Source organism: Nonomuraea sp. NPDC049421 (assembly GCF_040677005.1).
GTDB classification, from domain to species: Bacteria; Actinomycetota; Actinomycetes; order Streptosporangiales; family Streptosporangiaceae; genus Nonomuraea; species Nonomuraea salmonea.
The window spans coordinates 23,797-49,692 of the sequence record NZ_JBFAQA010000019.1 but is presented as its reverse complement, the minus strand read 5'-3'; the positions used below and the strand labels follow the sequence as shown (position 1 = coordinate 49,692).

Genomic DNA, 25,896 nt, shown 5'->3' with positions numbered 1-25,896 from the left:
TTACCACTATGGTGGCCTTCCATGAAGCGCGTCCTGGTCCCCGCACGGCTCAGAAAGGCCGTGCGTACGTGGTTCGACTCCCGCTACATCTCGATCGCCGATCACCGGCAGGACATCAGGGACGCGCTCTGGGAGGTGCAGACGCTGCGGCGGGAGATGCAGACCCTCCAGGAGGAGGTCGAGCGGCTGCGCAAGGCCCGCCCGCCCGTGATCGACAAGAAGAAGGTCGACGAGACCCACCGGCTCGCCCAGGAGACCGCCAAGGCGCTGGACGGCGTGCTGCAGAACGAGGTCCTCGTCTGGCAGGCCATCGACCAGCTGCGTGACGAGCGGGGCCGCGCCGAGGAGCAGCCGTGCGCGTGACCTGGACGGGCGCCGCGCAGCTGAGCTTCCGTCTCGACCCCGAGGACGAGATCACCGGCAGGGCCTCCGACGACTACCCGATCAAGCTGTCCATCAACTCCTGCTCGATCACCGGAGTCCCCGAGGACGCACACCCCGACCTGTACGCCCTCGCCGCCTGGACGGTCGTGGCCCCGTGGACGCGCCGGCGCGTCACGTTCGACCGGGCGATCTCCGCCGAGCTGGCCGAGGTGCTGCACGACGGCTTCGGCGTCGAGGCGGGCCCGGTGGGCGCGGAGCGGCGGCGGCCGGGGGCACGGCTGGCCATCTCCTACAGCGGCGGCGCCGACTCGGTCGCGGCGGCCACGATGTACCCGGACGCCCCTTTCGTCCACTTCCAGCGGGTGGCGCATCCGCGCGTACCGAACCGCTGGTCCCACTACCGCTCCGACGTGCTGGCCAAGCTGGCCGCCAAGACCGGCCGCGAGCTGACCACGGTCGGCTCCGACCTCGAATACACCCTGGCCGAGCCCCGCCCCGGCTACCCCGAGCACCACGCGGTCGCCGCCGGCGCGCTGCTGCTGGCCGACCAGCTCGACCTGGGCGGCCTCGGCTTCGGCTACGAGCTGGGCTCGCGCTGGCTCGGCGGCGACCGCTACCTCGGCCGCTTCACCCCCGACAACCCCATGTGGGCGCCGCACGGCCGCTGGGGGCGCTTATTCGCGGCGGCGGGCCTGCACATCGTGCTGCCCGTCGGCGGCGTCAGCGAGGCGGTCACCATGCGGCTCGCGCTCGGCTCGCCGCTGCGCGAGCAGGTCCGCTGGTGCCTGCAGGGCGTGGACGGCCCTTGCCGCAAGTGCGGCAAGTGCTTCTACAAGGAGCTCATCCAGGCCGCCGTCGAGCGCCGCCCGCTGGACTCGCCGATGAAGGCCGAGCATCCGTCGGTCAGGAAATACCTCAAGAAACCGCCGTACGGCGGCCAGGAGATGATCCAGTACGGGCTCTCCCGCGTCCCCGGCATCGAGAAGACCGTCCTCGCGCCCGCGCTCGACTACTTCGACGTCAGCGAGGAGGCGACGAGCTGGCTCGACCACTGCTACCCGCCGGCCCTGGCGGAGATCCCTGAGCCGTGGCGGGCGGAGGCGGCCGCGTTCGTCGAGGCGAACGTCGGGTTGATGACGGAGTCGGAAGTGCGCCAGGTGGAGACCTGGGGGAGTGGAGCAGAGGCGTGAAGGTTTACCTGTCGGTGGACATGGAGGGCGTGACCGGGCTGACCGACCCGGAGGAGATGCACGCCGGCAAGCGCGGCTACGAGCGCGGCTGCGAGCTGATGACGGCCGACGCGAACGCGGCGGTCGAGGGCGCGTTCGCGGCCGGAGCGGACAGCGTGCTGGTCAACGACGCCCACGGCTCCACCAAGAACCTCAGGATCGACCTGCTCGACCCGCGGGCCAGCCTCATCAGGGGGCCGGGCAAGGCGCAGCGGATGGCGCAGGGCCTCGACGGGACGTTCCAGGCGGCCTGCTTCGTCGGCTACCACGCCCGCGCCGGGGTGCCCGACGGCGTGCTCAACCACACCTGGATGGGCAAGGAGATCCAGAACGTCTACCTCAACGGCGACCTGTGCGGCGAGACCCGGCTGGTGGCGGCGTGCGCCGGGTTCCACGGGGTGCCGGTCGTCCTCGTGACCGGGGACGAGGCGGTCGGCGATGAGGCCCGCGAGCTGCTCGGCGACGTCGAGACCGTGGCGGTCAAGAAGGGCATCGACAAGTTCTCGGCCGAGCTGCTGCCGCCGAGCGTGGCTCAGGGCAGAATCCGTGAGGCCACCGCGCGGGCGCTGGGCCGGTTGAGCGACTTCACGCCGTACGTGGTGCCGGCGCCGTACACGCTGGGCGTGGAGTGGAACTCGACCGCCATCGCCGCCGCCGTCTCGCTGGTGCCGGGCGTCAAGCAGGTGGGCACCCGCCACACCGAGTTCACCACCGACGACTTCGCCCAGATCATGGCCCTGTTCGGGATCTTCGCCACGATCGGCGGCCAGGTCGCGTGCGGCAGCGGGCCCTATGGCTGACGGCAAGGGGGCCGCGCTCACCCGGCGCGGCCTGCTCGTCGGGATCGGCGCGGCGGGCGGCGCGGGCGCCATGTACGCCGCGATGGGCGCGCTCGGCCTCGCCCCCACCGGGCAGGACAAGGAGTTCACGCCGCCGCGCGCGGGCGACTTCACGCTGCGCGGCAAGGCGTCGGCCAGCGTGGTCATCCTGGGGGCCGGGGTGGCGGGGCTGACGGCGGCGTATGAGCTGGGCAAGGCCGGCTACGACTGCACGCTGCTCGAAGCGCGGCCCAAGGCCGGCGGCAGGAACCTCACGCTGCGCGGCGGCGACCGCCTGACCGAGCTGAACGGCTCTGCTCAGGAGGTCACGTTCGGCGAGGGCGTCTACTTCAACGCCGGGCCGGGCCGCATCGCGCCGTGGATGGTCACCCTCGACTACTGCCGCGAGCTGGGCATCCCGATCGAGACGTTCGTGAACTCGAACGCGGCGGCGTACGTGCACGTCAACGGCAGGACGCTGCGGAACCGCACCGCCCGAGCCGACATGTACGGATATGTCGCCGAACTTCTCGCGAAAGTCACCGACTCCGGCGCCCTGAACAGAACCCTCACCAGGGACGACAGGGAACGCCTGCTGGAGTTCCTCAGGCGATTCGGCGACCTCGGACCCAAACACGAGTACGAGGGCTCGCCCCGCCGCGGCTTCGAGAAGTTCCCCGCACTCGACGGCGGCACCCCGCTCGACGCCCCCGGCACCCTCCGCCAGGTGCTGGCCGCCGGCACCGGCCGCGCGATCACCAACGACTTCGGCTACGAGCAGGCCACCCCCATGTTCCAGCCGGTCGGCGGCATGGACGCGATCGTCACCAGGCTGCAGGAGGCCGTCGGCACGGACCGGATCAGGACCGGCGCCAAGGTCACCAAGATCACCACGATGGACGACGGCGTCGAGGTCGCCTACACCGGCGGCGTGCTCAAGGCCGACTACTGCATCGCCGCGCTCCCACCGCACGTCCTCGCCAAGATCCCGCACAACCTCGGCGCCCAGGTGACGAGCGCCCTGGCCACCCCCGTCCCGGTCGCCGCCGGCAAGATCGGCCTGGAGTACGGCACCCGCTGGTGGGAGCGCGAGGACCGCATCTACGGCGGCGTCACCGAGACCGACCTCGACATCACCCACATCTGGTACCCCTCGCACGACTACCACGCCGAGCGCGGCCTGCTGGTCGGCTACTACAACACCGGCCCCGAGGCCGAGCTGTACGGCGCGCTCACCCCGGAGGACCGCAGGCGCAGGGCGCTCACCCAGGGAAAGAAGATCCACGGCGAGAAGTACCGCCAGAACGTCCTGGGCAGCGCCTCCATCGCCTGGCACCGGCAGGAGCACATCCTGGGCGGCTGGGTGCGCTGGCCCTCCTTTGATCCGTCGTTCACTCTTCTGCAACGCCCGGCAGGAAGGGTCTACTTCGCGGGCGACTGGCTCACCTACCTCATCGCCTGGCAGGCGGGGGCCATGGAGTCGGCCCGCGCCGTCGTCACCGGGCTGCACCAGCGCGTGTTGCGGTCTCCGTGACGTCGCACGCTGCTCCGGCGGCCGCAATAGGCTCGTCAGGAGAAGCGAGACGAGGAGTTGGAGATGACGTTGCAGTGGGTGCCCGCGACAGGACGGCCCGACCTCCTGGCCGACCCGGTGGCGCGTGCCGTCGCTGACCTGGAGGGCGTCGAGGTGGCCGGGATCGACCCCGAGCTGGCCGACACGGCTGCGTTCTGCGAGCGCTACGGCGTCTCGCTCGACGAGTCCGCCAACTGCGTCGTGGTGGCGGCCAAGCGGGGCGGCGAGACGCGCTACGCCGCCTGCATGGTGCTCGCGACGATGCGGGTCGACGTCAACGGCGTCGTGCGCAGGCATCTCGACGCCCGCAAGGCGAGCTTCGCGCCGATGGCCGACGCGGTCGAGCTCACCGGCATGGAGTACGGCGGCATCACCCCCCTCGGCCTGCCCGAGGAGTGGCCCGTCCTGGTCGACGCCAGGGTCGCCGAGCATCCGCGCGTGGTGATCGGCAGCGGCGTGCGCGGGTCGAAGCTCGCCCTCCCGGGCGCCACACTGGCCGGGCTGAAGAAGGCGGAGGTGCTCTCCCTGGCCGGCTGACGGCGGAATCGAGGCCATTTCGAGACCGTCGTTTGGGAAACCGGAGGGGGCTTCTTGGACGTTGTACGAGTGGGAATGTGGCCTCATGGTTCATCTCGTGGGCGGGGATTAAGCCGGTATGGTGCTTCATGCCATGAACGATGACCGACTAGGCCCTTACCGGCTGCTCAGGCGGCTCGGTGAAGGCGGGATGGGCGTTGTCCACCTCGCTGTCGACCCCCAGGGTCGGCAGGTGGCGGTCAAGGTCCTGCGCGCGGAGGTCGCCGGCGACGAGGTCGCCAGGCGGCGGCTCTCGCGCGAGGTCGAGACCATGCGCAGGGTGCGCAGCAAATACATCGCCGAGGTGCTCGACGCCGACGTCACCGGTCATCGCCCCTACATCGTCACCCGCTACGTGCCGGGCCGGCCGCTCGACGAGATCGTCAAGGACGACGGCCCGCTCGACCTGCCCGCGCTGGTCAAGGTCGCGCACGGGGTGGCCACCGCACTGGCCGCCGTCCACTCGGTCGGAGTGATCCACCGCGACCTCAAGCCGGGCAACGTGCTCATCCTCGACGGCGAGCCCGTGCTGATCGACTTCGGCATCGCCCAGGCGGTCGACGCCACCCGGCTGACGCAGACCGGCATGTTCATCGGCACCCCCGGCTACCTCGCGCCCGAGATCATCGAGGGCCAGGAGGCCGGCCCCGAGGTCGACATCCACGCGTGGGCCGGCACCCTGCTCTACGCCGGCACCGGCCAGCCGCCCTTCGGCAAGGGCACGCTGGAGATGATCTTCTACAACATCACCGCGGGCAAGGCCGACATCAGCGCCGCGCCGGCCGAGCTGCAGCCGCTGCTCAAGGCCGCGTTCTCGCGCAACCCAGCCAAGCGGCCCAAGGCCGCCGAGCTGGCCGAGCAGGCCGCCCGCATGCTGCCCAAGCCCGCGCCGGGCGACGCGCCCGACGAGATCTCCACGGTGCCGCGCCCCGACGGCTCGCGCGCGGTCCCGCCGCGGGTGAGCGACAAGCCGTCGTACGACGTCTCCACCCCGCCGGTGACCCCGCGGCGGCTGCTGGAGGGCCAGGACCACCAGGCGAGCCCGCCGGTGCCGCCGCCCGCGCAGCCCGAGCAGCAATACGTCTCGCTGCTGCCCGACCAGCCCGACCCGTGGCCGACCCGCCGGGTCTCGCCCGAGGAGCTGCGGCGCATCCAGCGCGAGGCCGGCCTCGGCAACCCGCCGCAGAGCCAGAGCCTGCCCCAGCAGGGGCTTCCCGTGCCGCCGCCGGCCGGTGACGGCGACGTGCCCACCCGGCGCGTACGCCCCGACTCGCCCGAGTTCCGGCGCCTCACCCAGCCGCCGGTGCCCAACCTGAGCCAGCCCAACGCGAGCCAGCCGCACCCGGGCCTGCCGCACGCGGGTCACCCCAACGCGGGGCACCCCCATGTGAGCCATCCCAACAGCGGCCATCCCAACAGCGGCCATCCCAACGCGGGCCATCCCAGCGCAGGCCGGTCCGACTACGCGCGGCCCAACCCGATGCCGCTGCAGCCGCCGCCGTACATCCCGGCGCAGCCGCAGCCCTACCCGCAGCAGCAGCCCGACCCGAGCACCATGCGCGAGCCGTACATCCCGAGCGTGCCGCCCGGCCGGGTGCTGCAGCGCTCCCGCGCGTACGGCGTCTCCGCCGCCATGCTGCTGGTCCTGATGATCGTGGCGGCCGTGCGGGCGCCCGTCATCGTGGCCGTCCTGGCGCTGCCCGCGGTCATCCTGCTGCGCGCCGCCGACCTCGCGCAGCCGCAGCTGACGGCCCGCAGAGCAGCGGGAGCGGCGGCACTCGACGTGGTCAGGGTCTTCGCCTACCCCGCCGTGCTCGCCAAATCGGTCGGCATCACGCTGGCGCTCACGCTCTACGCGCTCATCCTCGGATTGCCGGTGACGCTGCTGCTCACCGTCGTCGTGAATATGAGCCCTTATTACGCTCTGGCCTGGGGGGCATCCATCGCCCTGTGGACGGTCTGCGCCGGCCCAGGAGTGGAAGGCCCGGGCAAACAGATGCGCAGAACGCTCTCGTCGCTCGTACCCTCGAGAACAGCGGCGATGGTGATGGCGGGAGTCCTGGTGGCCGCGGCCGCGCTCTCGCTGATCCTCGCTTACGGCACGTTCGGGGACAAGCCAAAGGGGGCCGGTGCATGGACTCCGCTGAACGTCGACGCAGTGGTAGAGCAGCTGGAAGGGTTGAGGGGGAATTCCGGGGGATGACGCGGGGAAGGTGGCGATGAACACCCAAGCACCAGAACGCCTCGGGCCCTACCGCCTGGTCAGGAAGATCGGCGAAGGCGGCATGGGGGTCGTCCACCTCGGCCTCGACGGCGCGGGCAGGGAAGTCGCCATCAAGGTCCTGCATCCCCACGTCGCCGCCGACCTCAAGGCGCGCGACCGGCTCACCCGCGAGGTCGAGACCATGCGCAGGGTGCGCAGCCCCTACGTCGCGGAGGTCATCGACGCCGAGCTCGTGGGCGGCCAGCCGTACGTCGTGACCAGGTTCGCGCCGGGCCGCACGCTCGAGGACACCGTGCTGACCGAGGGGCCGCTGGAGGCCCGCCAGGTCATCAGACTCGCCCAGGGGCTCTGCCAGGCGCTGGTGGCCATCCACGCGGCCGACGTGATCCACCGCGACTTCAAGCCGTCCAACGTCATGCTGGTCGACGGCGAGCCGCTGGTCATCGACTTCGGCATCGCCCACCTGGTCAACGCCACCCGGCTGACCCAGACCGGCATGTTCGTCGGCACGCCCGGCTACCTCGCGCCTGAGATCATCCGCGACTCCGAGATCACCCAGGCCGCCGACGTGCACGCGATGGCCTCCACGGTGTTCTTCGCCGCCACCGGGGCGCCGCCGTTCGGCACGGGGACGTTCGAGTCGGTCTGCTTCAACATCATGGAAGGGCGGGCCCAGCTCGACAAGGCGCCCGCCTGGCTGCGCGGCTGGTTGAGCAGGGCGCTCCACGTCGACGCCGAGGCCCGGCCGAGCGCGCCCGAGCTGCTGCGCATGGCCAGGGCGCTCGACCCGTCGGTGACGACGTTCAACGAGGCGTCCTTCGACGGGCCGACCGGCACCAAGCGGCTGGCCGACCGTACCCGCACCATGGACACCTTCTCCGACCTGCTGCCGCCGGTCGAGTACGGCAAGGCCGCCCCGCCGCCGCCCGCGCCCTCACCGACGCCCACCAGGCGCGAGGAGCGCCCGCCCCCCTACGTGCCCGCGCCGATGGCCGCCAGGCCGCCCGCGCCGCGCCCCGACCAGCGCGTGGCCGGTTACCCCGCGCCCCAACCACAGCCACAGCCACAGCCACAGGCCAGGCCCTACGAGCCGCCACCGCCGCAGTACACCCCGCCCGCCGAGCGCAAGCGCTACCTGTTCGGCAGCCAGGTCGTGGGCCTGCTGCTGCTGGTCACGCTGGTTGCGCTGAGCGTGGTGATGCCGGTCATGGCGGGCGCGATCGCCGTCGCGCTGGCGCTCGTCCTGCGCATCGGCGAATACCTGTTCGGCGACATGGTCAAGCGGCGGCAGGTGCGCGGCAGCAGTGCAGCCGACCCGCTGCTCGTCCTGGTCGGCACGCCGTGGGCGCTGATCAAGTCCGCGCTCGTGACGGTCGTGCACGTGCCGCTGGCCCTGCTGTTCGGCGTGTGCGTCTGGGGCGTGCTGCACCTCGCCGGGCCGTTCACCCTCAACGAGGCGGCCGCGTACGGGGCGGGCGCCTTCACCGCCGGCCTGTTCGTGCTGCCCGGCGGCGGCGCCCCGCGCAAGGCCGTCACCCGCACGCTCACCGGCGTGCTGCGCAGTCCAGGCGCGGCGCTCATCGCGGTGCTGCTGGTGGGCACCGCGGCGCTGTTCGCCGTCATGTTCGCGATGGGGCAGGCCACCGACTGGTATCCGTGGCGGGCTCCGGAATCGGTGATCGACGGCCTCGCCAGCGAGGCAAGGCAGAGCACGATCGGCCTGATCACCGGCCTGATCGGCAGCCTGATGGACGGTCTGGGGCTGAGCTTCCTGAATCCCTGGTCCTGAGTGTCCGCCTGGTCCCGCGGGGGGAGAGATGAAGTATGAGCGAGCACCTCGGCCCGTACGAGCTTCTCTCCCGTCTCGGGTCCGGCGGCTTCGGCGAGGTGCACCTGGCGCTCGACGCCGAGGGGCGTACGGTCGCGGTCAAGGTGCTCCATCCTCATGTCGCCGCCGACGGCGGGGCACTGGCCAGGCTGGCCCGCGAGGTCGAGACCATGCGCATCGTCGGCGGCCCGCACATCGCCGAGGTGCTCGACGCCTCGCTCGAGGGTGACCGCCCCTACCTCGTCACCCGCTACGTCCAGGGCCGCCCGCTGAGCGCGGTGTCCGTGCCGGTCGCCGACCTGCGGCGGCTGGCCGCCGGGCTGGCCGACGCGCTGCTCGCCATGCACGAGTCGGGGGTCGTCCACCGCGATCTCAAACCGGCCAACGTGATGATGGCCGAGGGCGAGCCCGTCGTGATCGACTTCGGCATCGCCAGCGCGCTCGACTCGCTGTCCGTCACCGCCTCGGGGGCGGTCGTCGGCACGCCCGGCTACCTGGCGCCCGAGGTGCTGGAGGGGCGGCCCGCCGGGGTGGAGGCCGACGTGTTCTCGTTCGGGGCGACGCTGGCGTACGCGGCCACGGGGCGGCAGCCGTACGGGCAGGGTCCCGCCTCCGCCGTCGCCTACCGGGTCGTGCACCACCCGCCCGACCTGGAGGGCGCGCCGGGCTGGCTGGAGCCGCTGTTACGCGAGTGCCTGTCCACCGACCCGGCGCGGCGGCCCACGGCCGCCCAGATCTGCGACCGGCTCGGCGTGGCGCCCGTCGCCCACGTGCCGCCTCCGCGCCTCGGGCCCGTACGTCCCCGGGTCGCCGAGCACGACGAGATGAGCACCAGGGAGATCCGGCCGCCGGTCAAGGAGCAGCACCGGCGCTCTGTGGAGGAGTCCAGGGCGCGGCATCGGGAGAAGGTGCGCAGGCGGTGGCTGATCGGGTCGGCGCTGTTCGTGGCGCTGCTGGCGGCGGCCGCGCGTGAGCCGCTGCCCGAGGTGTCGTTGTTCCTGCTGGCGGCGTACGCGCTGGCCGTGGTGAGCGACGCGGGGGTGGCGCTGTTCTCGAAGGGCCCCTACCGGCGCAGCCGGATGATCGCGGATCTGCTCAGCGTGGCGGGGACGGTCGGGCTCTGCTTCGGGCTGGCGACGTGGTTCAGCGCGTTCACGCTGGCCTTGTTCGCGGGTACGGCGCTGGTGGTGGGAGTCGTGTTCCTGCTGTCGGCGTAAGAGATGTCACAGGTGCTGACCGAATAAAGTTCGGTATGGTAGGGACAAGCCGCCGTGCTCGGTTTGCGCGGAAGCTACCCATGGGTAACATAACGGCGAAACCTCGGCAGACCCTCTGTCGGATGCCCCCAGGGCACCTGGCAGTCTGGACAGATGGATTCGGCGCCCACCGCAACGAGGCGGGGGCGCAGGCGAACTACGGGAGGTCGGCCACCGGCCATGAACATCGTCGTCTGCGTGAAGCAGGTCCCCGACACGGCGACCGAGCGCAAGCTGCGGTCCGATGACAACACGCTCGACCGGGACGCCGCCGACGGCGTGGTCAACGAGCTTGACGAGTACGCGGTCGAGGAGGCACTGAAGCTCAAGGAGGCCCACGGCGGTGAGGTCACCGTCCTGAGCATGGGCCCCGCCAGAGCCACCGAGACCATCCGCAAGGCCCTGGCCATGGGCGCCGACAAGGCCGTCCACCTGAGCGACGACGCGCTCCACGGCTCCGACGCGCTGTCCACCTCGTACGCGATGGCGCAGGTGCTCAAGAAGATCGGGTTCGACCTGGTCATCCTGGGCTCCGAGTCCACCGACGCCCGCACCGGCATGCTGCCGGCCATGCTCGCGGAGCGGCTCGGCACCCCGCAGCTCACGCTCGTCAACAAGGTCGAGGTCGCCGGCGGCACGATCACCGTGCAGCGGCTGGCCGACTACGGCTACGACCGCGTCGAGGCCACGCTGCCCGCCGTCGTCTCCGTGGTCGAGAAGATCAACGAGCCGCGCTACCCGTCGTTCAAGGGCATCATGGCGGCCAAGAAGAAGCCGGTCGAGACGCTCGCCATCGGCGACGCCTCCATCGACGCCGACCAGGTCGGCCTGGGCGCCGCCTGGTCCGAGGTGGTCGACTTCGCCCCGGCCCCGCCGCGCGCGGCCGGCACGATCGTCAAGGACGAGGGCGACGGCGGCGCGAACGCGGCCGACTTCCTGGCTTCCAAGAAGTTCATCTGAGAACGGGGGATTCACTGATATGTCGGACATTCTCGTTCTCGTCGAGCAGGTCGACGGTGAGGTCAAGAAGGTCACGCTCGAGCTGCTGACCCTGGCCCGCACCCTCGGCACGCCCGCCGCCGTCTGGGCCGGCCCCGGCATCACGCCCGAGGCCAAGGCCCGCCTCGCCGAATACGGCGCCGACAAGATCTACGTCGCCGCCTCAGCCGACCTGGTCGACCACGTCGTCGCGCCCAAGGCCGAACTGCTCGCCCAGCTCGTCACCGAGAAGTCGGCGGCCGGCGTGCTCATCGCCGCCACCGCCGAGGGCAAGGAGATCGCCGGGCGGCTGGCCATCAAGACCGACTCCGGCGTCATCACCGACGCCGTCGGGGTCGGCGAGGGCTTCGTCGCCGACCAGTCCATCTTCGGCGGCGGCATCAACGTGCACGCGCGGGTCCGCAAGGGCACGCCCATCATCGCCGTACGCCCCAACTCCACCGCCCCCGTGCCGGCCGCCGGCGCGGGCACGGAGGAGGAGGTCACGGTCGCCCTGTCCGACGCCGCCAAGGCCGCCCGCGTGGTGGAGCGCGTCAAGCAGGAGAAGGGCGCCCGCCCCGAGCTGACCGAGGCCGCCATCGTCGTCTCCGGCGGTCGCGGTGTGGGCTCCGCCGAGAACTTCTCGGTCATCGAGGAGCTCGCCGACTCCCTGGGCGCCGCCGTGGGCGCCTCGCGCGCCGCCACGGACGCCGGCTGGTACCCGCACCAGTTCCAGGTGGGCCAGACGGGCAAGACCGTCTCGCCGCAGCTCTACATCGCGGCCGGCATCTCCGGCGCCATCCAGCACCGGGCCGGCATGCAGACGGCGAAGACGATCATCGCCATCAACAAGGACCCGGAGGCTCCGATCTTCGAGCTCGCCGACTACGGCGTAGTGGGCGACCTCCACCAGGTCGTCCCCCAGCTCACCGAAGAAGTCAAGAAGCGCAAGTAAGCGAACCTCGAAGGGGCCGGGACGACTCCCGGCCCCTTCGGGTTCCCAGGAAAGGGAGTTGCGCATTTCCAGGCGCCACTCCCGTCCCCCACGCCCGATCGCGATCACACCCGCGTACCGCATCACGTGCGTCTCCGCGCATCACGTGTGTCTCCGCGCATCACGTGTGTCTCCGCGCACCAGGTGCGTCTCCGCGCACCAGGTGCGTCTCCGCGCAACACGTGCGTCTCCAGGCGCCACTTGCGCCGCCACGCGCCTGCGCGTCCCGGCCCCCTCCCACGCGCCTGCGCGTCCCGGTCTCTGCGTGGTGGCGCGGGTGTTCAGGGGTCTTGTGGGGGCTTTCTGGGGTGGTGGGGTGTGGTCAGGGTGGGTGGTCTTCGTGGGTGGGGAGGCGGATGCGGAAGGTCGCGCCTTGGCCGGGGGTCGTGTGCAGGTCCACATGGCCCCCATGGGCGGTGATGATCGAGCGGACGATCGCCAGGCCCAGGCCGGCGCCGCCCGTCGCGCGGGCGCGGGAGGCGTCGGCGCGGTAGAAGCGGTCGAAGGCTCGGGCGGCCTCCTCCGGCGTGAGGCCGGGCCCCTCGTCCTCGATGACCAGCACCGACTCGCCGCTCTCGATGCCGACGCCGATTCTGATCGGGGTGCCGGTGGGGGTGTGGGTGATGGCGTTGCCGACCAGGTTGCTGACGACCTGGCGCAGGCGGGCCTCGTCGCCCAGGACCGGTGCGGTGCCGGTGGGGCCGGCGGACGGGCCGGTGAAGGTGATGGGGCGGGTGGGGTCGAGGGCGGTGACGTCGTGGCGGGCGTCGGCGGCCAGCGTACGCAGATCCATGGGCGTCAGCTCCAGCCCGGGCCCGTCGTCCTCGTCGAGCCCGGCGAGCAGCAGCAGGTCGTCCACCAGCTTGGCGAGCCGCCCGGACTCGCTCTCGATGCGGGCCAGCGCGGGCCCGGCCTCGGTGCCGCCCATGCGGTACAGCTCGGAGAAGCCCTTGATGCCGAACAGCGGCGTACGCAGCTCGTGGCTGACGTCCGCGACGAACCGCCGCATCCGCGCCTCGGAGTCGACCCTGGCGGTGACGCCATGCTCGATCTGGGCGAGCATCGCGTTGATCGAGCGGGCCAGCCGCCCGACCTCGGTGGTGGCGGGCCCTGGCGAAGGCACCCGCCTGGACAGGTCGCCCCCGGCGATGGCCGCCGCCGTCTCCTCCACGCGCCGCAGCGGAGCCAGCCCGGCCCGGATGGCCAGCCCGCCGACCAGGGCGAGCACGGCGAGCAGGATCCCTCCGGCGACGTAACAGACGATCCACATGCGATCGACCGTGGAGTGCAGCCCGTCGAGCGAGACCGCCGCCACCACGCCCGTGTGCCCGACCTCGGCACTGGTACGCCGGGCCGGCAGCGCCACCGCCCGCCACTCGCCGCCGTCCGCGTCCCGCACGGTGAACGGCCGCCCGCCCCGTTCGGCGATGTCCGCCGTGCCGAGCCGGGGCAGGTCGATGCCGCTCTCGCCGAACGCGCGCAGCACCCGGCCGTCGGGCGCCAGGTAGGCCGCGTGGATCCGGCTGACGAGGTCGAGGTCGGTGAGGACCATCGGGGTGTCGCCCGCCCGGGTGCTGAGCGCGGTGGCCAGCTCGGGCGGCACCGCCGACATCGCCACGCCCATGGGGGCGAGCTGGGCGTCCACGCGGGCCATGAGCTGCGTTTCGAGCTGGCGTACGAGTACCGACCCGATCACCGCCAGCCCCACGACGAGCAGCAGGACCGTGATGGCCAGCAGCCGGGCGCGCAGCGAGAGCCCGCGCAGCCGGGCGATCACGGCTTCGGGCGGCGCAGGACGTAGCCGACGCCGTGCACGGTGTGGATCAGCTTGGGCGAGTCGCCGGAGTCGAGCTTGCGGCGCAGGTAGCTGACGTAGGTGTCGACGATGCTGGTGTCTCCCGCGAAGTCGTAACGCCAGACGTGGTCGAGGATGCTCGCCTTGGGCAGCACCCGGCCCGCGTTGAGCACCAGGTGGTGCAGGAGCCTGAACTCGGTGGGCGACAGGCGTACCGGCCGCCCGGCCCTGGTGACCTGGTGGCCGTCGGGGTCGACCTCCAGGTCGCCGACCACCAGCGTGTGGTCGCCGGCGCCGGTGCGCCGCAGGATGGCCCGGATCCGCGCCAGCAGCTCCTCCAGGTCGAACGGCTTGGTGACGTAGTCGTCGCCGCCCAGCCGCAACCCGTTGACCTTGTCGGTCTTGGCGTCGCGGGCGGTCAGGAAGAGGACCGGCACCGGCCGGCCGTCGGCCCTGGGCAGGGCGCGCAGTCGGTGCAGCACCTCGAACCCGTCGAGGTCGGGCAGCATGACGTCGAGCAGCACCAGGTCGGGCGGCTCGCGCCGGGCCTCCTCCAGCGCCTGGACGCCGTCGGCCGCCGAGCCCACCTCGAAGCCAGCGAAGCGCAGCGTCGCCGACAGCAGCTCTCTGACAGTGGGCTCGTCGTCGACCACCAGCAGCCGCTCGGCCAAGTGAGCCACCTCCCGGAGTCCAGGGTATTCAGGCGTCCCGGTTCCTGAACCGGGCGAAGGCCAAGGCCATCATGACCGCGACGAAGACCACGACGATCCCGTACGCCATTACGTCCGGCAGCTCGTGCGTTCCGTAGATCGCCTTGAAGGGCGCCGCGTTGGGCCAGTACGACTCGACGAAGGGCCCGACCCCGGGCATCACGTCCGACAGGGCCGGCAGCAGCAGGAAGGCGGTGGCGACGTTGACCGCGGCGGCGGTGCCGCGCAGCAGGAAGCCGAGCGCCAGCCCGAACAGCGCGATCAGCGTCAGCACGACAGGACCGATGAACAGCATGCGCAGCCCGATCGGCTCGCCCGGCATCGTATACGGCACCCCGCTCGCTGCCAGGTGGCTCTGGCTGATCGTGAACATCAGCACGATCGACGCCACGCTCACCGGCAGGGTGGTCAGCACCGTCATGCCCGCCTTGGCGGCCAGCAACTTCCCGCGCCCGCCGACGGCGGCCATGGTCGCCGACATGGTGCCGGAGCCGTACTCGGAGGAGACCACCAGCACCCCGATGCCCGCGATCAGCAACTGGACCAGGAACACGCCCCGCATGCCCATCTCGATAGGCGAGAAGTCGAGCCGTTCCTGTGGAGTGGAGGTGAGGTAGTCGATGACGGAGGCTTTGGCGAACATCCAGCCGAAGAAGGCCGCCATGGCCACCGCCGCCAGCGACAGCACCATGGTGGCCCGGACGCTGCTGAACTTGGTCCACTCGGCCTTGAGCACCGGGGTCTCGATCATCGGGCCGCTCCGTACTCGACGGCGTCGCGGGTCAGCTCCATGAACGTCTCCTCCAGCGAGGGGCCGCGGGTGCTCAGCTCGTGCAGGGTGACGTTCTCGGCGGCGGCCAGCCGGCCGACGTCGGGCGCGGTCATGCCGGTGACCAGCAGCTCGCCGGACAGGCCAGGATCGACGCGGGCGCCCGACAGCTCCAGCCGCCGGGCGAAGGAGCCGGCGTCCGGCGTGCGGACCACCACCACCAACTGGTCCGACCCGGTGAAGTCGGCGATGTCGCCCTCGGCGAGCAGCCGCCCCTTGCCGACCACCACCAGCCGGTCGGCGGTCAGCGCCATCTCGCTCATCAGGTGGCTGGAGACCAGCACCGTACGCCCCTCGGCCGCCCACCCCCGCATCAGCGTGCGCGCCCACCGCACGCCCTCGGGGTCAAGCCCGTTGATCGGCTCGTCGAACAGCAGCACCGGCGGGTCGCCCAGCAGCGCGGCGGCGATGCCCAGCCGCTGGCCCATGCCCAGCGAGAACCGGCTCGCCCGCCGGTCCGCCGCGTCCGCCAGCCCGACCAGGTCGAGCACCTCGTGCACGCGGGTGTCCGGGATGCCGTTCGTCTGGGCGAGGAAGAGCAGGTGCTTGTACGCGGACCTGCTCGGGTGCACGGCGGAGGCGTCCAGCAGCGAGCCGATCGCGCGCAGCGGGTGCCGCAGCTCGCGGTACGGCCGGCCCATGACCGTGGCGGAGCCGGACGTGGGCAGGTCGAGGCCCAGGATCATGCGCATGGTCGTGCTCTTGCCGGCGCCGTTGGGGCCGAGGAAGCCGGTGACGAGACCCGGCCGTACGGTGAAGGTGAGATCGTCCACGGCGGCGTGCTCGCCGTAGCGTTTGGTGAGTCCGTTGAGCTGGATCATGCGACCCAGCCTGCGGCGGCCGTCTGGGGGCGTTCTGAACGGTTCTGTGAGTTCTCTGTGAGCGCGGACGGCCCCACGTGGTGACGTGGTGACCGCCCGCGCGGAACCCACAGAGAACTCTCAGGCGGCGGCCCTGACCGGCTCGGGCTCGGGCTCCGGCAGCTGGGTCACCGTGGCCGGCTCGCGGCCCGGGAGCAGCCGCGACGAGAGCGCGATCAGCAGGCCCAGGAGGACGCCGATGCCCAGCGCCGTACGCAGGCCCGCGGCGTCTGACAGGAACCCGATCACCACGGGGCCGAGCAGCAGCCCGGCGTAGCCCATGGCGCCGGCCTGCGCGATCGCGGGACCAGGCGTGTCGGTCGCGGTGCCCGCCAGCGACAGCGTCAGCGGCGAGATCGTCGCCACGCCGAGCCCGACGAAGAACATCGCCGCCAGGGCCACCACCGCCGCGGGAGCCAGCAGCACGACCGCGAAGAACCCGGCCGTCGCCACCCCCGACACGGTCAGCATGCCGCGCACCCCGAACCTCACCCGCAGCCGGTCACCGGTCAGCCGGGCGATGAGCATGCCCACCTCGAACACCGGGTAGCCGAGCGCCGCCACGGCCTCGGGCGCGCCCAGCTCGTCGCGCATGTAGAGGCCGTTCCAGTCGGCCACCGTGCCCTCGACCATGAACGCGAAGAACATGATCGCGCCCAGCAGGTAGACGACCGGCGGCAGGCGGCGCCGCCCCTGCGCGCGGGTCTCGACGGCCGGCGGCTCAGGCAGGTACGTGCGGCCGAGCAGCACCATGACCGGCAGCGAGAGCAGCCCGATCAGCGTGACGTGCGCGGTGAACGGCAGCCCCGCGGCGATCGCCAGGGCGCCCAGCGCGCCCGCCGAGATGGCGCCCACGCACCAGCCGGCGTGCATGCCGTTCATCAGCGGCCGGCGGTACGCCTGCTCGACGGCCGAGCCCTGGGCGTTCATGGCGACGTCCATGACGCCGAAGGCCATGCCGAACAGCACCACGGCCGTCAGCAGCAGCGGCAGGTCGGGGGCGAGGCCCACACCGAACAGGCTCAGCGCCGTCAGGGGACCACCTGCCCGCAACACCGCCCTGCTGCCCACGCGCGCCATGACGCGGCGCATGGACTGCATCGTCACCAGGGCGCCCAGGCCCCATGCCAGCAGGACCGTCCCGACCATGGCCTCGGAGAGGCCGAGCTTGTCGGTCAGGGCGGGGATGCGCACGGTCATCGTGCCCACCATCAGGCCGGCAAGGACAAAGGTGAGGACCGCCCCGTAACGGGCACTCCTCAGCTCGCGGGTCATAAGGCCACACCTCACTGAAGTCGTACGTGTTCTTGGTCATGCGTCAGAGCGCGCCGGATCGTTCCGGCACGCCGAGCGCCGCACCGGGAGCCGGTGCGGCGCACGTCAAAGGGGCGCCGTCAAGGCGCCCCGAGGGGGAGAGGGAAGGTGCCCGGGAGGGGCGTCGGCTCAGCCGGGGGTGAGCAGCGCGGACAGGCGGCGTTCGAGGGCCTGGAGGTCCTCTTCGCTGTTGAGCTCGGGGTCGTGGCTCGCCACGTCCCACAGCCCTTCACAGGCCAGCCGGACGATCTGCGCGGCCAGCGGATCGGGCTCGTCGCTCAGCCCTTCGCGGTGCCATCGGGCCATCGCCTCGCGCAGCGGAGCGAGCAGGAACAGGTTACCCGACGCCCCCGTGACGACGGCCCACCGTCGCAGGCGGCCGGAACGTACGGCGGCCAGCGTCGCGCCCAGATAGCGCTCGGTGTAGGTCACGCCCCGCTGGGCGGCCACGAGCTCGTCGAAGTCGTCGATCAGCCGCTCCACCATGCCCCTGATCAGGTCATCCTTGGAGCCATAGTGATAGAGCAGGCCGCCTTTGCTCACGCCCGCCCGTTCGGCCACCGCGGCCAGGGTGAGCGCGGTCGAGCCCTGGTCGCAGAGGAGCTCCTCCGCCGCGTCCAACAGCTCGTCCCTTCGCATGCCTCAACTGTACCGTCCGGACGGTACAGTTGCAAACGAGATACCCTGAACGGGTGACCAGACCGTCGGCCTATCTTGATCATGCAGCCACCACCCCCATGCTGCCCGAGGCGATCGAGGCCATGACGGATCAACTCAAACGCGTCGGAAATGCTTCCTCGCTGCACGCGGCGGGTCGCCAGGCGCGCAGGGTGGTCGAAGAGGCCAGGGAGACGATAGCCGACGCGCTCGGCGCCCGGCCCAGCGAGGTCGTCTTCACCTCCGGCGGCACCGAGGCCGACAACCTCGCCATCAAGGGCCTCTACTGGGCGCGCCGCCCGCGCCGCCGGGTGCTCATCAGCTCCGTCGAGCACCACGCCGCGCTCGACCCCGCCCACTGGCTGGCCGACAGCCAGGGCGCCGAGCTGGAGCTGCTCGAGGTCGACGAGCTCGGCCGGGTCCACCCCGAGACGCTGCGCGCGGCCGTCGAGCGCGACCCCGACGACGTCGCCATGGTCAGCATCATGTGGGCCAACAACGAGGTCGGCACCGTCCAGCCGGTCCACGTGCTGGCCGCCATCGCCCACGACCACGGCATCCCGTTCCACAGTGACGCCGTGCAGGCCGTCGGGCAGCTGCCGGTGTCGTTCTCCGGATCGGGCGCCGACGCGGTCACCATCAGCGGCCACAAGGTCGGCGGGCCCATCGGGGTCGGTGCGCTGCTGCTGGCGAGGGGGGTCACCCCGGTGTCGGTGCTGCACGGCGGCGGCCAGGAGCGCGACGTGCGCTCAGGCACGCTCGACGCGCCCGCCATCGCCGGGCTCGCCGCCGCCGTCTCCGTCGCCGTACGCGAGCAGGAGACCCTCGCCCGCCGCCTGTCGGCGCTGCGCGACGAGCTCATCCTGCGGGTCCGCGACGCCGTGCCCGACGTGGTGCTCAACGGCGACCCCGACGACCGGCTGCCCGGCAACGCCCACTTCTCCTTCCCCGGCTGCGAGGGCGACGCGCTGCTCATGCTGCTCGACGCCAAAGGCGTCGAGTGCTCCACCGGGTCGGCCTGCTCGGCCGGGGTGGCGCAGCCGTCCCACGTGCTGCTGGCCATGGGCGCCGACGCGGCCACCGCCCGCGGCTCGCTCCGCTTCACCCTCGGCCACACCTCTGCCCGCGAAGACGTGGACCGCCTGATCGAGGTGCTGCCGGCCGCCGTCGAACGCGCCCGCCGCGCCGGCCTCAGCTGACACCTCCGCCTCAACCGGTCCTGCGCCGGTCTCAGCCGGTCCTGCGCCGGTCTCAGCCGACCCCGCGCCGGTCTCAGCCGACCCCTCAACCGGCCCCGCCCCAGACTCAGGTCAGGAAGGGGGCGATGGCCGTCCAGGCCGGGTCATGGGCGACGTCGACCCGCGGCTTGCCCTCGTCCCAGCCTGCGGCCAGCTCCTCGGCGTGGGTGACGGCGTCGCCGGTGGGGTCGGCGTAGACGTGGACGACGCGGTGCCCCTCTGCGCTCAGGTGCACCGCGATCACCGCCTCGTCGGGCCGCTTGGCCAGCCGCGCGGCCAGCCGCTCCTCGAAGTCGCGCAGCGCGGTCACCGAGTCGCCCGCAGGCAGGCCGTTGTCGTCGCGGTGCGCGTACGGGAGCGTGATCGCGATGTGCTGATCGCAGAGCGGATGATCGACGGGACGCAAGGGATAGCGGGCGGTGGCCACCAGCGCGGCGCCGCCGCCGGTCTGACCCTCCATCAGCACCCACTCGTCCTCGCCGGCCCCGCCGGCCCCGCCGGCCCCGCCGGCCCCGCCGGCCCCGCCGGCCACGTCGGCGACGACGGCGGGCAGGTGGACGGCCGCGACGGCGTCGATCGGCTCGAACGTGACCGCCGTGATCTCGCCCACCCACCGGGCGACCTCGTCCTCGCCGAGCAGCCAGTCGAGGGCGAGCAGCGCGCTCTCCAGCCGGATGTCCTCGTCGAGCTCGCCGAAGATCGGGTGGTAGGCGGCGACGTCGACCCTGGCCTGGTCGCGTGGCACCCGCAGCCCCAGCGTCAGCTTGTCGAGCCCGAACGTCAGCCCGCCCACGTCGAGGGACAGCTCGCCGGCGCGCGGATTGGCCTGGCGCGACGGGTGGAACTCCCACAGCAGGTCGGCGGGGGGCGCCCCCTTGACCCAGCGGTGGGCCAGCGAGCGCAGCTCGGCGTCGCCGGCCGCGGTCACCACGAGGGCGTGCAGGGCCTCCTTGCCCGGCGCCACCTCCCAGACCAGCCCTGGATCGATCGCGGAGACCGCGGGAGCCAGCAGCTCCTCGAGGTCGCCGGTCTCGCCGGATGCCACCAGCGAGTCGAGCCGCGGCCTGGTCTCCTGCCACCACGTCCAGAATCCGGCGATGGCCTCGCCCTGCCGGCCCGCCCCTTCGTCTGCGTCTTTGCGCCCGAACAGTCGCATGGCCGAATCCTTCCAGACCGAGCCCATGGTCGCGCACTCCCGCCCGGACAGTACGCTGGAAGCGTCATGGGACTGCGAGTGCTTGCCGCCATGTCGGGCGGCGTCGATTCAGCGGTGGCCGCTGCCCGCATCGCCGAGGCAGGTCACGACGTCACGGGTGTGCATCTCGCGTTGTCGGCCAACCCCCAATCCCACCGCACGGGAGCCAGGGGCTGCTGCACGATCGAGGACTCCCGTGACGCGCGCCGCGCGGCCGACGTCATCGGCATCCCGTTCTACATCTGGGACATGGCCGAGCGTTTCCAGCGCGACGTGGTGGAGGACTTCGTCGCCGAATACGCGGCGGGCCGCACGCCCAACCCGTGCCTGCGGTGCAACGAGAAGATCAAGTTCTCGGCGGTCCTCGACCGCGCGCTGGCGCTGGGCTTCGACGCGGTCGCCACGGGCCACCACGCGAGGCTGGTCGACGGCGTGCTGGCGCGCAGTGTCGACGAGGGCAAGGACCAGTCCTACGTGCTGGGCGTGCTCACCCGCGAGCAGCTCGGCCACGCGATCTTCCCGCTGGGCGACTCCACCAAGGCCGAGGTACGCGAAGAGGCCGCCCGGCGCGGCCTGACCGTGGCCGACAAGCCCGACAGCCACGACATCTGCTTCATCGCCGACGGCGACACCCGCGGCTTCCTGGCCGAGCGGCTCGGCTCGGCCGAGGGCCCGATCGTCGATCAGAGCGGCGAGGTGGTGGGCAGCCACCAGGGGGCACACGGGTTCACCGTCGGACAGCGCAAGGGCCTGCGCATCGACCGCCCGGCGCCCGACGGCCGGCCCCGCTACGTGCTGTCCATCGAGCCGGTCTCCAACACGGTCACGGTGGGCCCGCGCTCGGCGCTGCAGGTCACCACGATCGTCTGCGGCCGCCCGCTGTGGAACGGCCCGTCCCGCTTCGACGACCTGACCGTGCAGCTCAGGGCGCACGGCGAGGTCTATCCCTGCCGGCTCGACGAGACCGGCGGCGGGCTGACCATCGAGCTCGACCGGCCCGCCACGGGCGTCGCCGCCGGGCAGGCCGCCGTGCTCTACTCAGGGCCGACGGTCATCGGGTCGGCCACGATCATGTCGGCTGGCTGATCGTCACCGACTCGCCGACCGGGATACGGCGGATGTCGGCCTGCTGCTTGTCGGCCTCGATGCGCAGCCAGTTGTCCACGAGGCCGAGGCCGATCTCGCTGTAGAGGGCGTCGTGCGTCGAGTACGCCCGCGCCGGCCGGAGCTTGCGCATGTAGTCGACCACCTCGCTGAGCCTGAGCCACGGCGCGCCCATCGGCACCAGCAACGTGGGCACCTCGACGCCCGGGTCGGTCAGCGCGTCACCCGGGTAGAACACCTCGTCGTCGAGCAGGAAACCGACGTTCTGGACGATGGCCATGTCGGGGTGGTTGAAGGCGTGCCACTCGCCGAACACGTCAACCCTGAACCCGGCCGCCTCGAAGCCGTCGCCGGCGCGGACGACCTGCACCTTCGCCGGCACATCGGCCAGCTCCGCCGCGACGGCCTCGCACGTGTAGATCTCCAGGCCGGGCGACGCCGCCTTGAGCCTGTCGACGTCCACGTGGTCGGCGTGCTCGTGGGTGATGAGCACCGCGTCGGCGCCGTCGAGCACCGGGCCCTTCGTGAACGCGCCCGGGTCGATGACCAGAACCTTGCCGTTCTTCTCCACGCGTACGCAGGCGTGGTCGTGTTTCGTGAGCTTCATGCGGCAGAGCCTACGCTTGTGCCCATGTCTACTGAGCCCGTGTCCACATGGGAAGCCTCAGGGGTGGGCTCGCACCCCGGCACTGATCATCTCGAGGCTGTCAGGGTCGTGTTCGGCGAGGTGCCCGGGCTGCCGTACCTCCCCGAACTGCCCGCCAGGGGCGTCGGCGCCGACATGGCCGGACGGACGGCGGCGCTGCTCATCGACCTGCCCGTCGAGGTGCAGCCGTCGGGCTGGCGGCTGACCGACCGGCCGGGGCGCGACCACCAGCGGGCCGTCGATCATCTGCGGCGCGACCTCGACGGGCTGGAGGAGGTCGGCCACGACTACGCGGGGCCGCTGAAACTGCAGGTCTGCGGGCCGTGGACGCTGGCGGCGACGATCGAGCTCAAGCACGGCGACAAGATGCTCTCCGACGCGGGCGCCGTACGCGACCTGGCGGCCTCGCTGGCCCAGGGGGTGGCCGAGCACTGCGCGGAGGTGCGCAGGCGGCTGCCCGGGGTGACGGACATCGTGCTGCAGCTCGACGAGCCGGGGCTGCCCGGGGTGCTGGCCGGCACGGTGCCGACGGCGTCCGGGTTCGGGCGGCTCGCGGCGGTCGAGGAGTGGCGGGTGGAGGAGTCGCTGCGCTCGTTCGAGGCCGCGGTGGTGCACTGCTGCGCGCCCGGGGTGCCGTACGCGCTGCTGCGGCGGGCCGGGGTGCGCGGCGTGTCGGTGGACGCGTCGCTCATGCGGCGGCGCGATGAGGACGAGCTGGGCGAGCTGTTCGAGGCGGGGATGACGCTGTTCATGGGCGTCGTGCCCGGCAGGGACACCCGGCTGCCCGACGTGGGCGTGGTCGCCAAGCCGGCCGTCGAGCTGTGGCGGCGGCTCGGGTTCGCCGCCGACCGGCTGGCCGGGCAGGTCGTGCTGACCCCGGCGTGCGGGCTCGCGGGCGCGTCTCCCGCGTACGCGCGGGCGGCGCTGGCGGCGTGCAGGAAGGCGGCTCAGGTGCTGCGTGACGATCCCGCGAACCAGGGCGGCTGAGGCATGGATTTGTCGGTGGTCGGCGGTAGCGTTTGCTCAGGTCGTCGTACGGAAGGAGACGCTGCGTGAGTGAGCCAGGCGCCGAGGTCGAGGGCGTGCCGGTGGCCGCGCTCAAGCGGCATGCCGAGCTGAGTGATCTGGTCGAGGACGCGCGCTGGCGCTACTACGTGCTCGACCAGCCCACGGTGAGCGACGCCCAGTTCGACGAGTGGTTCAGAGAGCTGCTGGCGCTGGAGGAGGCGCACCCCTCGCTGCAGACTCCCGATTCGCCCACCCAGAAGGTGGGCGCGCCGGTGTCGGGCGACTTCGCGAAGGTCCAGCACCTCAACCGCATGGAGAGCCTCGACAACGCCTTCAACGCCGACGACATGCTCGCCTGGACGCAGCGGGCCGAGCGGCTGGCCGAGGGCGACCCCGGCCCCTATCTCTGCGAGCTCAAGATCGACGGGCTGGCCATCGCGCTGGTCTACCGGAACGGCAGGCTGGAGCGCGGCGCCACCCGCGGCGACGGCCGCACCGGCGACGACGTCACGGCCAACGTCCGCACGATCAAGGGCATCCCCCACCGGCTCAAGGGCGACGACGTGCCGAGCCTGGTCGAGGTGCGCGGCGAGGTCTACATCCCGGTCGAAGACTTCAAGAAGCTCAACGAGCAGCTCGTCGAGCAGGGCAAGCCGCCGTTCGCCAACCCGCGCAACTCCGCGGCCGGCACGCTGCGGCAGAAGGACCCGCGCATCACCGCGCAGCGGCCGCTGCGCATGCTGGTCCACGGCATCGGCGTGTGGGAGGGCGCGGCGGAGCCGCGCGCCCAGTCCGAGGTCTACGACCGGCTGCGCGAGTTCGGGCTGCCGGTCAGCGACCTCTACAAGGTGGTGCCGGGCCTTGAGGAGGTCAACGCGTTCATCGAGCACTACCGCGTGCACCGCCACGACCCGCCCTACGAGATCGACGGCGTCGTGGTCAAGGTCGACGACTTCCGCACCCAGCGGGAGCTGGGCTCCACCTCGCGGGCGCCGCGCTGGGCGATGGCGTACAAATATCCGCCGGAAGAGGTCAACACCAAGCTGCGCGACATCCAGGTCGGGGTCGGGCGCACCGGACGGGTGACGCCGTTCGGGGTGATGGAGCCGGTGTCGGTGTCCGGCTCGACGGTCGAGCGGGCCACGCTCCACAACGCCGCGATCGTGAAGAAGAAGGGCGTGCTCATCGGCGACACGGTGGTGCTGCGCAAGGCCGGCGACGTCATCCCCGAGATCGTCGGTCCCGTCGTGCCACTGCGCGACGGGACGGAGCGCGAGTTCGTGATGCCGACCCACTGTCCCGAGTGCGGCACGCTGCTGGCGTACGAGAAGGAGGGCGACGCCGATCTGCGCTGCCCCAACGCGCGCGGCTGCCCCGCGCAGATCCGCGAGCGGCTGTTCTTCGCCGCCGGACGGCGCGCCCTCGACATCGACGGGCTCGGCTACGTCGCGGCCACCGCGCTCAGCCAGCCGCTGCCGCCGCAGGAGCCGGTGGTGCGCACCGAGGCCGACCTGTTCGACCTGACCCTCGATCGGCTCATCCCGATCAAGTCGGTGGTGCGCGACCAGGAGACCGGGCTGCCCAAGATCGACCCGAAGACAGGTCAGGAGAAGGTCGTCACGTTCTTCTCCAACATCAACGGCGAGCCCAGCCAAAACGCGCTGCGGCTGATGGAGGAGCTCGACCGGGCCAAGGAGTCCTCGCTCGCGCAGGTGCTGGTGGCCCTGTCGATCAGGCACATCGGCCCGCCCACCGCCCGCGCGCTGGCCGACGCCATGCGCTCGATCGACGCGATCATGAACGCCTCCGAGGAGGAGCTGGCCGCCGTCGAGGGCATCGGGCCCAGGGTGGCGGCCACGATCAAGGAGTGGTTCGAGGTCGACTGGCACCGCGAGATCATCGAGCGGTGGCGGGCGGCCGGGGTCCGCATGGAGGACGAGCCCGCGCCCGAGAAGGGGCCGCAGACCTTGGAGGGCCTGACCTTCGTGGTGACCGGCACCCTCGAGGGCTACACCCGCGACACCGCGGCCGACGAGCTGACCAGTCGAGGCGGCAAGGTGTCCAGCTCGGTGTCGAAGAAGACCTCGTTCCTGATCGCGGGGGAGAACGCGGGCTCGAAATACGACAAGGCGGTCGATCTCGGGGTCCCCATCCTCGACGGCGCCGGCTTCGAAGTGCTGCTGAAGGACGGCCCCGAGGCCGCCGCCGAGGCCGCCACCAAACCCGAGTCCTGACGGAGGTGGTTCGCTCGCGGAGGCGGGCGGACCGTGAGAGGTGGTTCGCTCGCGGAGGCGGGCGGACCGTGAGAGGTGGTTCGCTCGCGGAGGCGGGCGGACCGTGAGAGGGGGTTCGCTCGCGGGCGCGGGCGGGCTCCCTTTCGCTTGCTGGACCCCCTTTCGGCACGCCCTCTACACGACAAACCCCGACCTGTGGGTCGCCCACGCCGCTCCGAGGGGCAGGGGAGCGGGGTCCCAGCGGGTTTTCGGGTTGTTGGGTTGTGCGGTTGGCGGTCTTTTTTCGGCGGCGGGTCGGTGCGGCGGGTCGTCGTAGTGTGCTCGGTTTGCTACAGAGGGTGCTTTTTGGGTATATGTCGGAAAGGAGAAGTGACGGAACGTACGCGCTTGGTTTCGCGAAGTGGGGTGAAGGTCGTACCCTCCCATAGTGACCTAATGGGGGTTCT

General features: G+C 71.8%; 22 protein-coding genes. 14 read left to right on the top strand and 8 right to left on the bottom strand.

Going from position 1 to position 25,896, the window contains the following annotated elements; genetic code table 11:
• Window positions 1–21: 21 nt before the first annotated feature.
• The 10 genes from AB0K18_RS29195 to AB0K18_RS29150 all read left to right on the top strand — a co-directional run bounded on the left by AB0K18_RS29195 (window position 22) and on the right by AB0K18_RS29150 (window position 11,821).
• Entirely contained in the window at window positions 22–363 is a 342-nt protein-coding gene (locus tag AB0K18_RS29195) for a hypothetical protein (RefSeq protein ID WP_345389327.1), read from the top strand.
• Complete coding sequence (locus tag AB0K18_RS29190) at window positions 354–1,574, top strand: DUF6395 domain-containing protein (protein WP_364920336.1); 1,221 nt, start codon at window positions 354–356, stop codon at window positions 1,572–1,574. Before AB0K18_RS29195 ends, AB0K18_RS29190 begins: the two co-directional genes overlap by 10 nt.
• Window positions 1,571–2,413: a M55 family metallopeptidase gene (locus AB0K18_RS29185; RefSeq protein ID WP_355414540.1), complete on the top strand. Its 843-nt coding sequence runs from the start codon at window positions 1,571–1,573 to the stop codon at window positions 2,411–2,413. Before AB0K18_RS29190 ends, AB0K18_RS29185 begins: the two co-directional genes overlap by 4 nt.
• Window positions 2,406–3,965: a flavin monoamine oxidase family protein gene (locus tag AB0K18_RS29180; RefSeq protein ID WP_364920332.1), complete on the top strand. Its 1,560-nt coding sequence runs from the start codon at window positions 2,406–2,408 to the stop codon at window positions 3,963–3,965. The genes AB0K18_RS29185 and AB0K18_RS29180 overlap by 8 nt, the downstream gene beginning before the upstream one ends.
• A gap of 63 nt (window positions 3,966–4,028) precedes the next feature.
• Window positions 4,029–4,541 carry a YbaK/EbsC family protein gene (locus AB0K18_RS29175; RefSeq protein ID WP_364920330.1) on the top strand — a complete coding sequence of 171 codons (513 nt, stop codon included), beginning with the start codon at window positions 4,029–4,031 and terminating at the stop codon, window positions 4,539–4,541.
• 133 nt (window positions 4,542–4,674) lie between these two features.
• The gene (locus AB0K18_RS29170; RefSeq protein WP_364920327.1) at window positions 4,675–6,783 is read left to right on the top strand and encodes a protein kinase; all 2,109 of its coding nucleotides are present in this window, start codon (window positions 4,675–4,677) and stop codon (window positions 6,781–6,783) included.
• 16 nt (window positions 6,784–6,799) lie between these two features.
• Window positions 6,800–8,593 (top strand): serine/threonine-protein kinase, encoded by a 1,794-nt coding sequence (locus tag AB0K18_RS29165; protein ID WP_364920325.1) that lies wholly within the window; start codon window positions 6,800–6,802, stop codon window positions 8,591–8,593.
• Between the two features lie 35 nt (window positions 8,594–8,628).
• Window positions 8,629–9,849, top strand: a complete 1,221-nt coding sequence (locus AB0K18_RS29160) for a serine/threonine-protein kinase (protein WP_364920323.1) — start codon at window positions 8,629–8,631, stop codon at window positions 9,847–9,849.
• 219 nt (window positions 9,850–10,068) lie between these two features.
• Window positions 10,069–10,848, top strand: a complete 780-nt coding sequence (locus tag AB0K18_RS29155; protein WP_364920321.1) for an electron transfer flavoprotein subunit beta/FixA family protein — start codon at window positions 10,069–10,071, stop codon at window positions 10,846–10,848.
• 19 nt (window positions 10,849–10,867) lie between these two features.
• Window positions 10,868–11,821 carry an electron transfer flavoprotein subunit alpha/FixB family protein gene (locus tag AB0K18_RS29150; RefSeq protein WP_364920320.1) on the top strand — a complete coding sequence of 318 codons (954 nt, stop codon included), beginning with the start codon at window positions 10,868–10,870 and terminating at the stop codon, window positions 11,819–11,821.
• Window positions 11,822–12,182: 361 nt separating this feature from the next.
• On the opposite strand, the gene AB0K18_RS29145 is transcribed toward AB0K18_RS29150, so the two are convergent.
• The 6 genes from AB0K18_RS29145 to AB0K18_RS29120 form a co-directional block, all read right to left on the bottom strand.
• On the bottom strand, window positions 12,183–13,637 hold the full coding sequence (locus tag AB0K18_RS29145) for a HAMP domain-containing sensor histidine kinase (protein WP_364920317.1): 1,455 nt from the start codon (window positions 13,635–13,637) through the stop codon (window positions 12,183–12,185).
• A complete protein-coding gene (locus AB0K18_RS29140; RefSeq protein WP_364920314.1) occupies window positions 13,634–14,335 on the bottom strand; it encodes a response regulator transcription factor in 702 nt (233 codons plus the stop codon). Before AB0K18_RS29140 ends, AB0K18_RS29145 begins: the two co-directional genes overlap by 4 nt.
• A gap of 19 nt (window positions 14,336–14,354) precedes the next feature.
• Window positions 14,355–15,116 (bottom strand): hypothetical protein, encoded by a 762-nt coding sequence (locus AB0K18_RS29135; protein WP_364920311.1) that lies wholly within the window; start codon window positions 15,114–15,116, stop codon window positions 14,355–14,357.
• Entirely contained in the window at window positions 15,113–16,015 is a 903-nt protein-coding gene (locus AB0K18_RS29130; protein ID WP_364920309.1) for an ATP-binding cassette domain-containing protein, read from the bottom strand. Before AB0K18_RS29130 ends, AB0K18_RS29135 begins: the two co-directional genes overlap by 4 nt.
• A gap of 120 nt (window positions 16,016–16,135) precedes the next feature.
• Window positions 16,136–17,329, bottom strand: coding sequence for an MFS transporter (locus tag AB0K18_RS29125; RefSeq protein ID WP_364920306.1), 1,194 nt, complete (start codon window positions 17,327–17,329; stop codon window positions 16,136–16,138).
• A 168-nt stretch (window positions 17,330–17,497) separates the two neighbouring features.
• Window positions 17,498–18,007, bottom strand: coding sequence for a TetR/AcrR family transcriptional regulator (locus tag AB0K18_RS29120; protein ID WP_364920303.1), 510 nt, complete (start codon window positions 18,005–18,007; stop codon window positions 17,498–17,500).
• 53 nt (window positions 18,008–18,060) lie between these two features.
• On the opposite strand from AB0K18_RS29120, the gene AB0K18_RS29115 reads away from it, so the two are divergent.
• Complete coding sequence (locus AB0K18_RS29115; RefSeq protein ID WP_364920300.1) at window positions 18,061–19,224, top strand: cysteine desulfurase family protein; 1,164 nt, start codon at window positions 18,061–18,063, stop codon at window positions 19,222–19,224.
• Between the two features lie 106 nt (window positions 19,225–19,330).
• Here AB0K18_RS29115 and AB0K18_RS29110 read toward each other — a convergent pair whose 3' ends face one another.
• Entirely contained in the window at window positions 19,331–20,419 is a 1,089-nt protein-coding gene (locus AB0K18_RS29110; protein ID WP_364920297.1) for a DUF695 domain-containing protein, read from the bottom strand.
• Window positions 20,420–20,485: 66 nt separating this feature from the next.
• On the opposite strand from AB0K18_RS29110, the gene mnmA reads away from it, so the two are divergent.
• Complete coding sequence (gene mnmA / locus AB0K18_RS29105) at window positions 20,486–21,544, top strand: tRNA 2-thiouridine(34) synthase MnmA (RefSeq protein ID WP_364920295.1); 1,059 nt, start codon at window positions 20,486–20,488, stop codon at window positions 21,542–21,544.
• Here the strand turns inward: mnmA and AB0K18_RS29100 are convergent.
• Window positions 21,528–22,169, bottom strand: coding sequence for an MBL fold metallo-hydrolase (locus AB0K18_RS29100; protein WP_364920293.1), 642 nt, complete (start codon window positions 22,167–22,169; stop codon window positions 21,528–21,530). The genes mnmA and AB0K18_RS29100 overlap by 17 nt on opposite strands.
• Before the next feature lie 24 nt (window positions 22,170–22,193).
• Between AB0K18_RS29100 and AB0K18_RS29095 the strand changes: the two genes are divergently transcribed.
• On the top strand, window positions 22,194–23,195 hold the full coding sequence (locus AB0K18_RS29095) for a methionine synthase (RefSeq protein WP_364920290.1): 1,002 nt from the start codon (window positions 22,194–22,196) through the stop codon (window positions 23,193–23,195).
• A gap of 65 nt (window positions 23,196–23,260) precedes the next feature.
• On the top strand, window positions 23,261–25,450 hold the full coding sequence (gene ligA, locus AB0K18_RS29090; protein ID WP_364920288.1) for an NAD-dependent DNA ligase LigA: 2,190 nt from the start codon (window positions 23,261–23,263) through the stop codon (window positions 25,448–25,450).
• The last annotated feature ends 446 nt before the right edge of the window (window positions 25,451–25,896 follow it).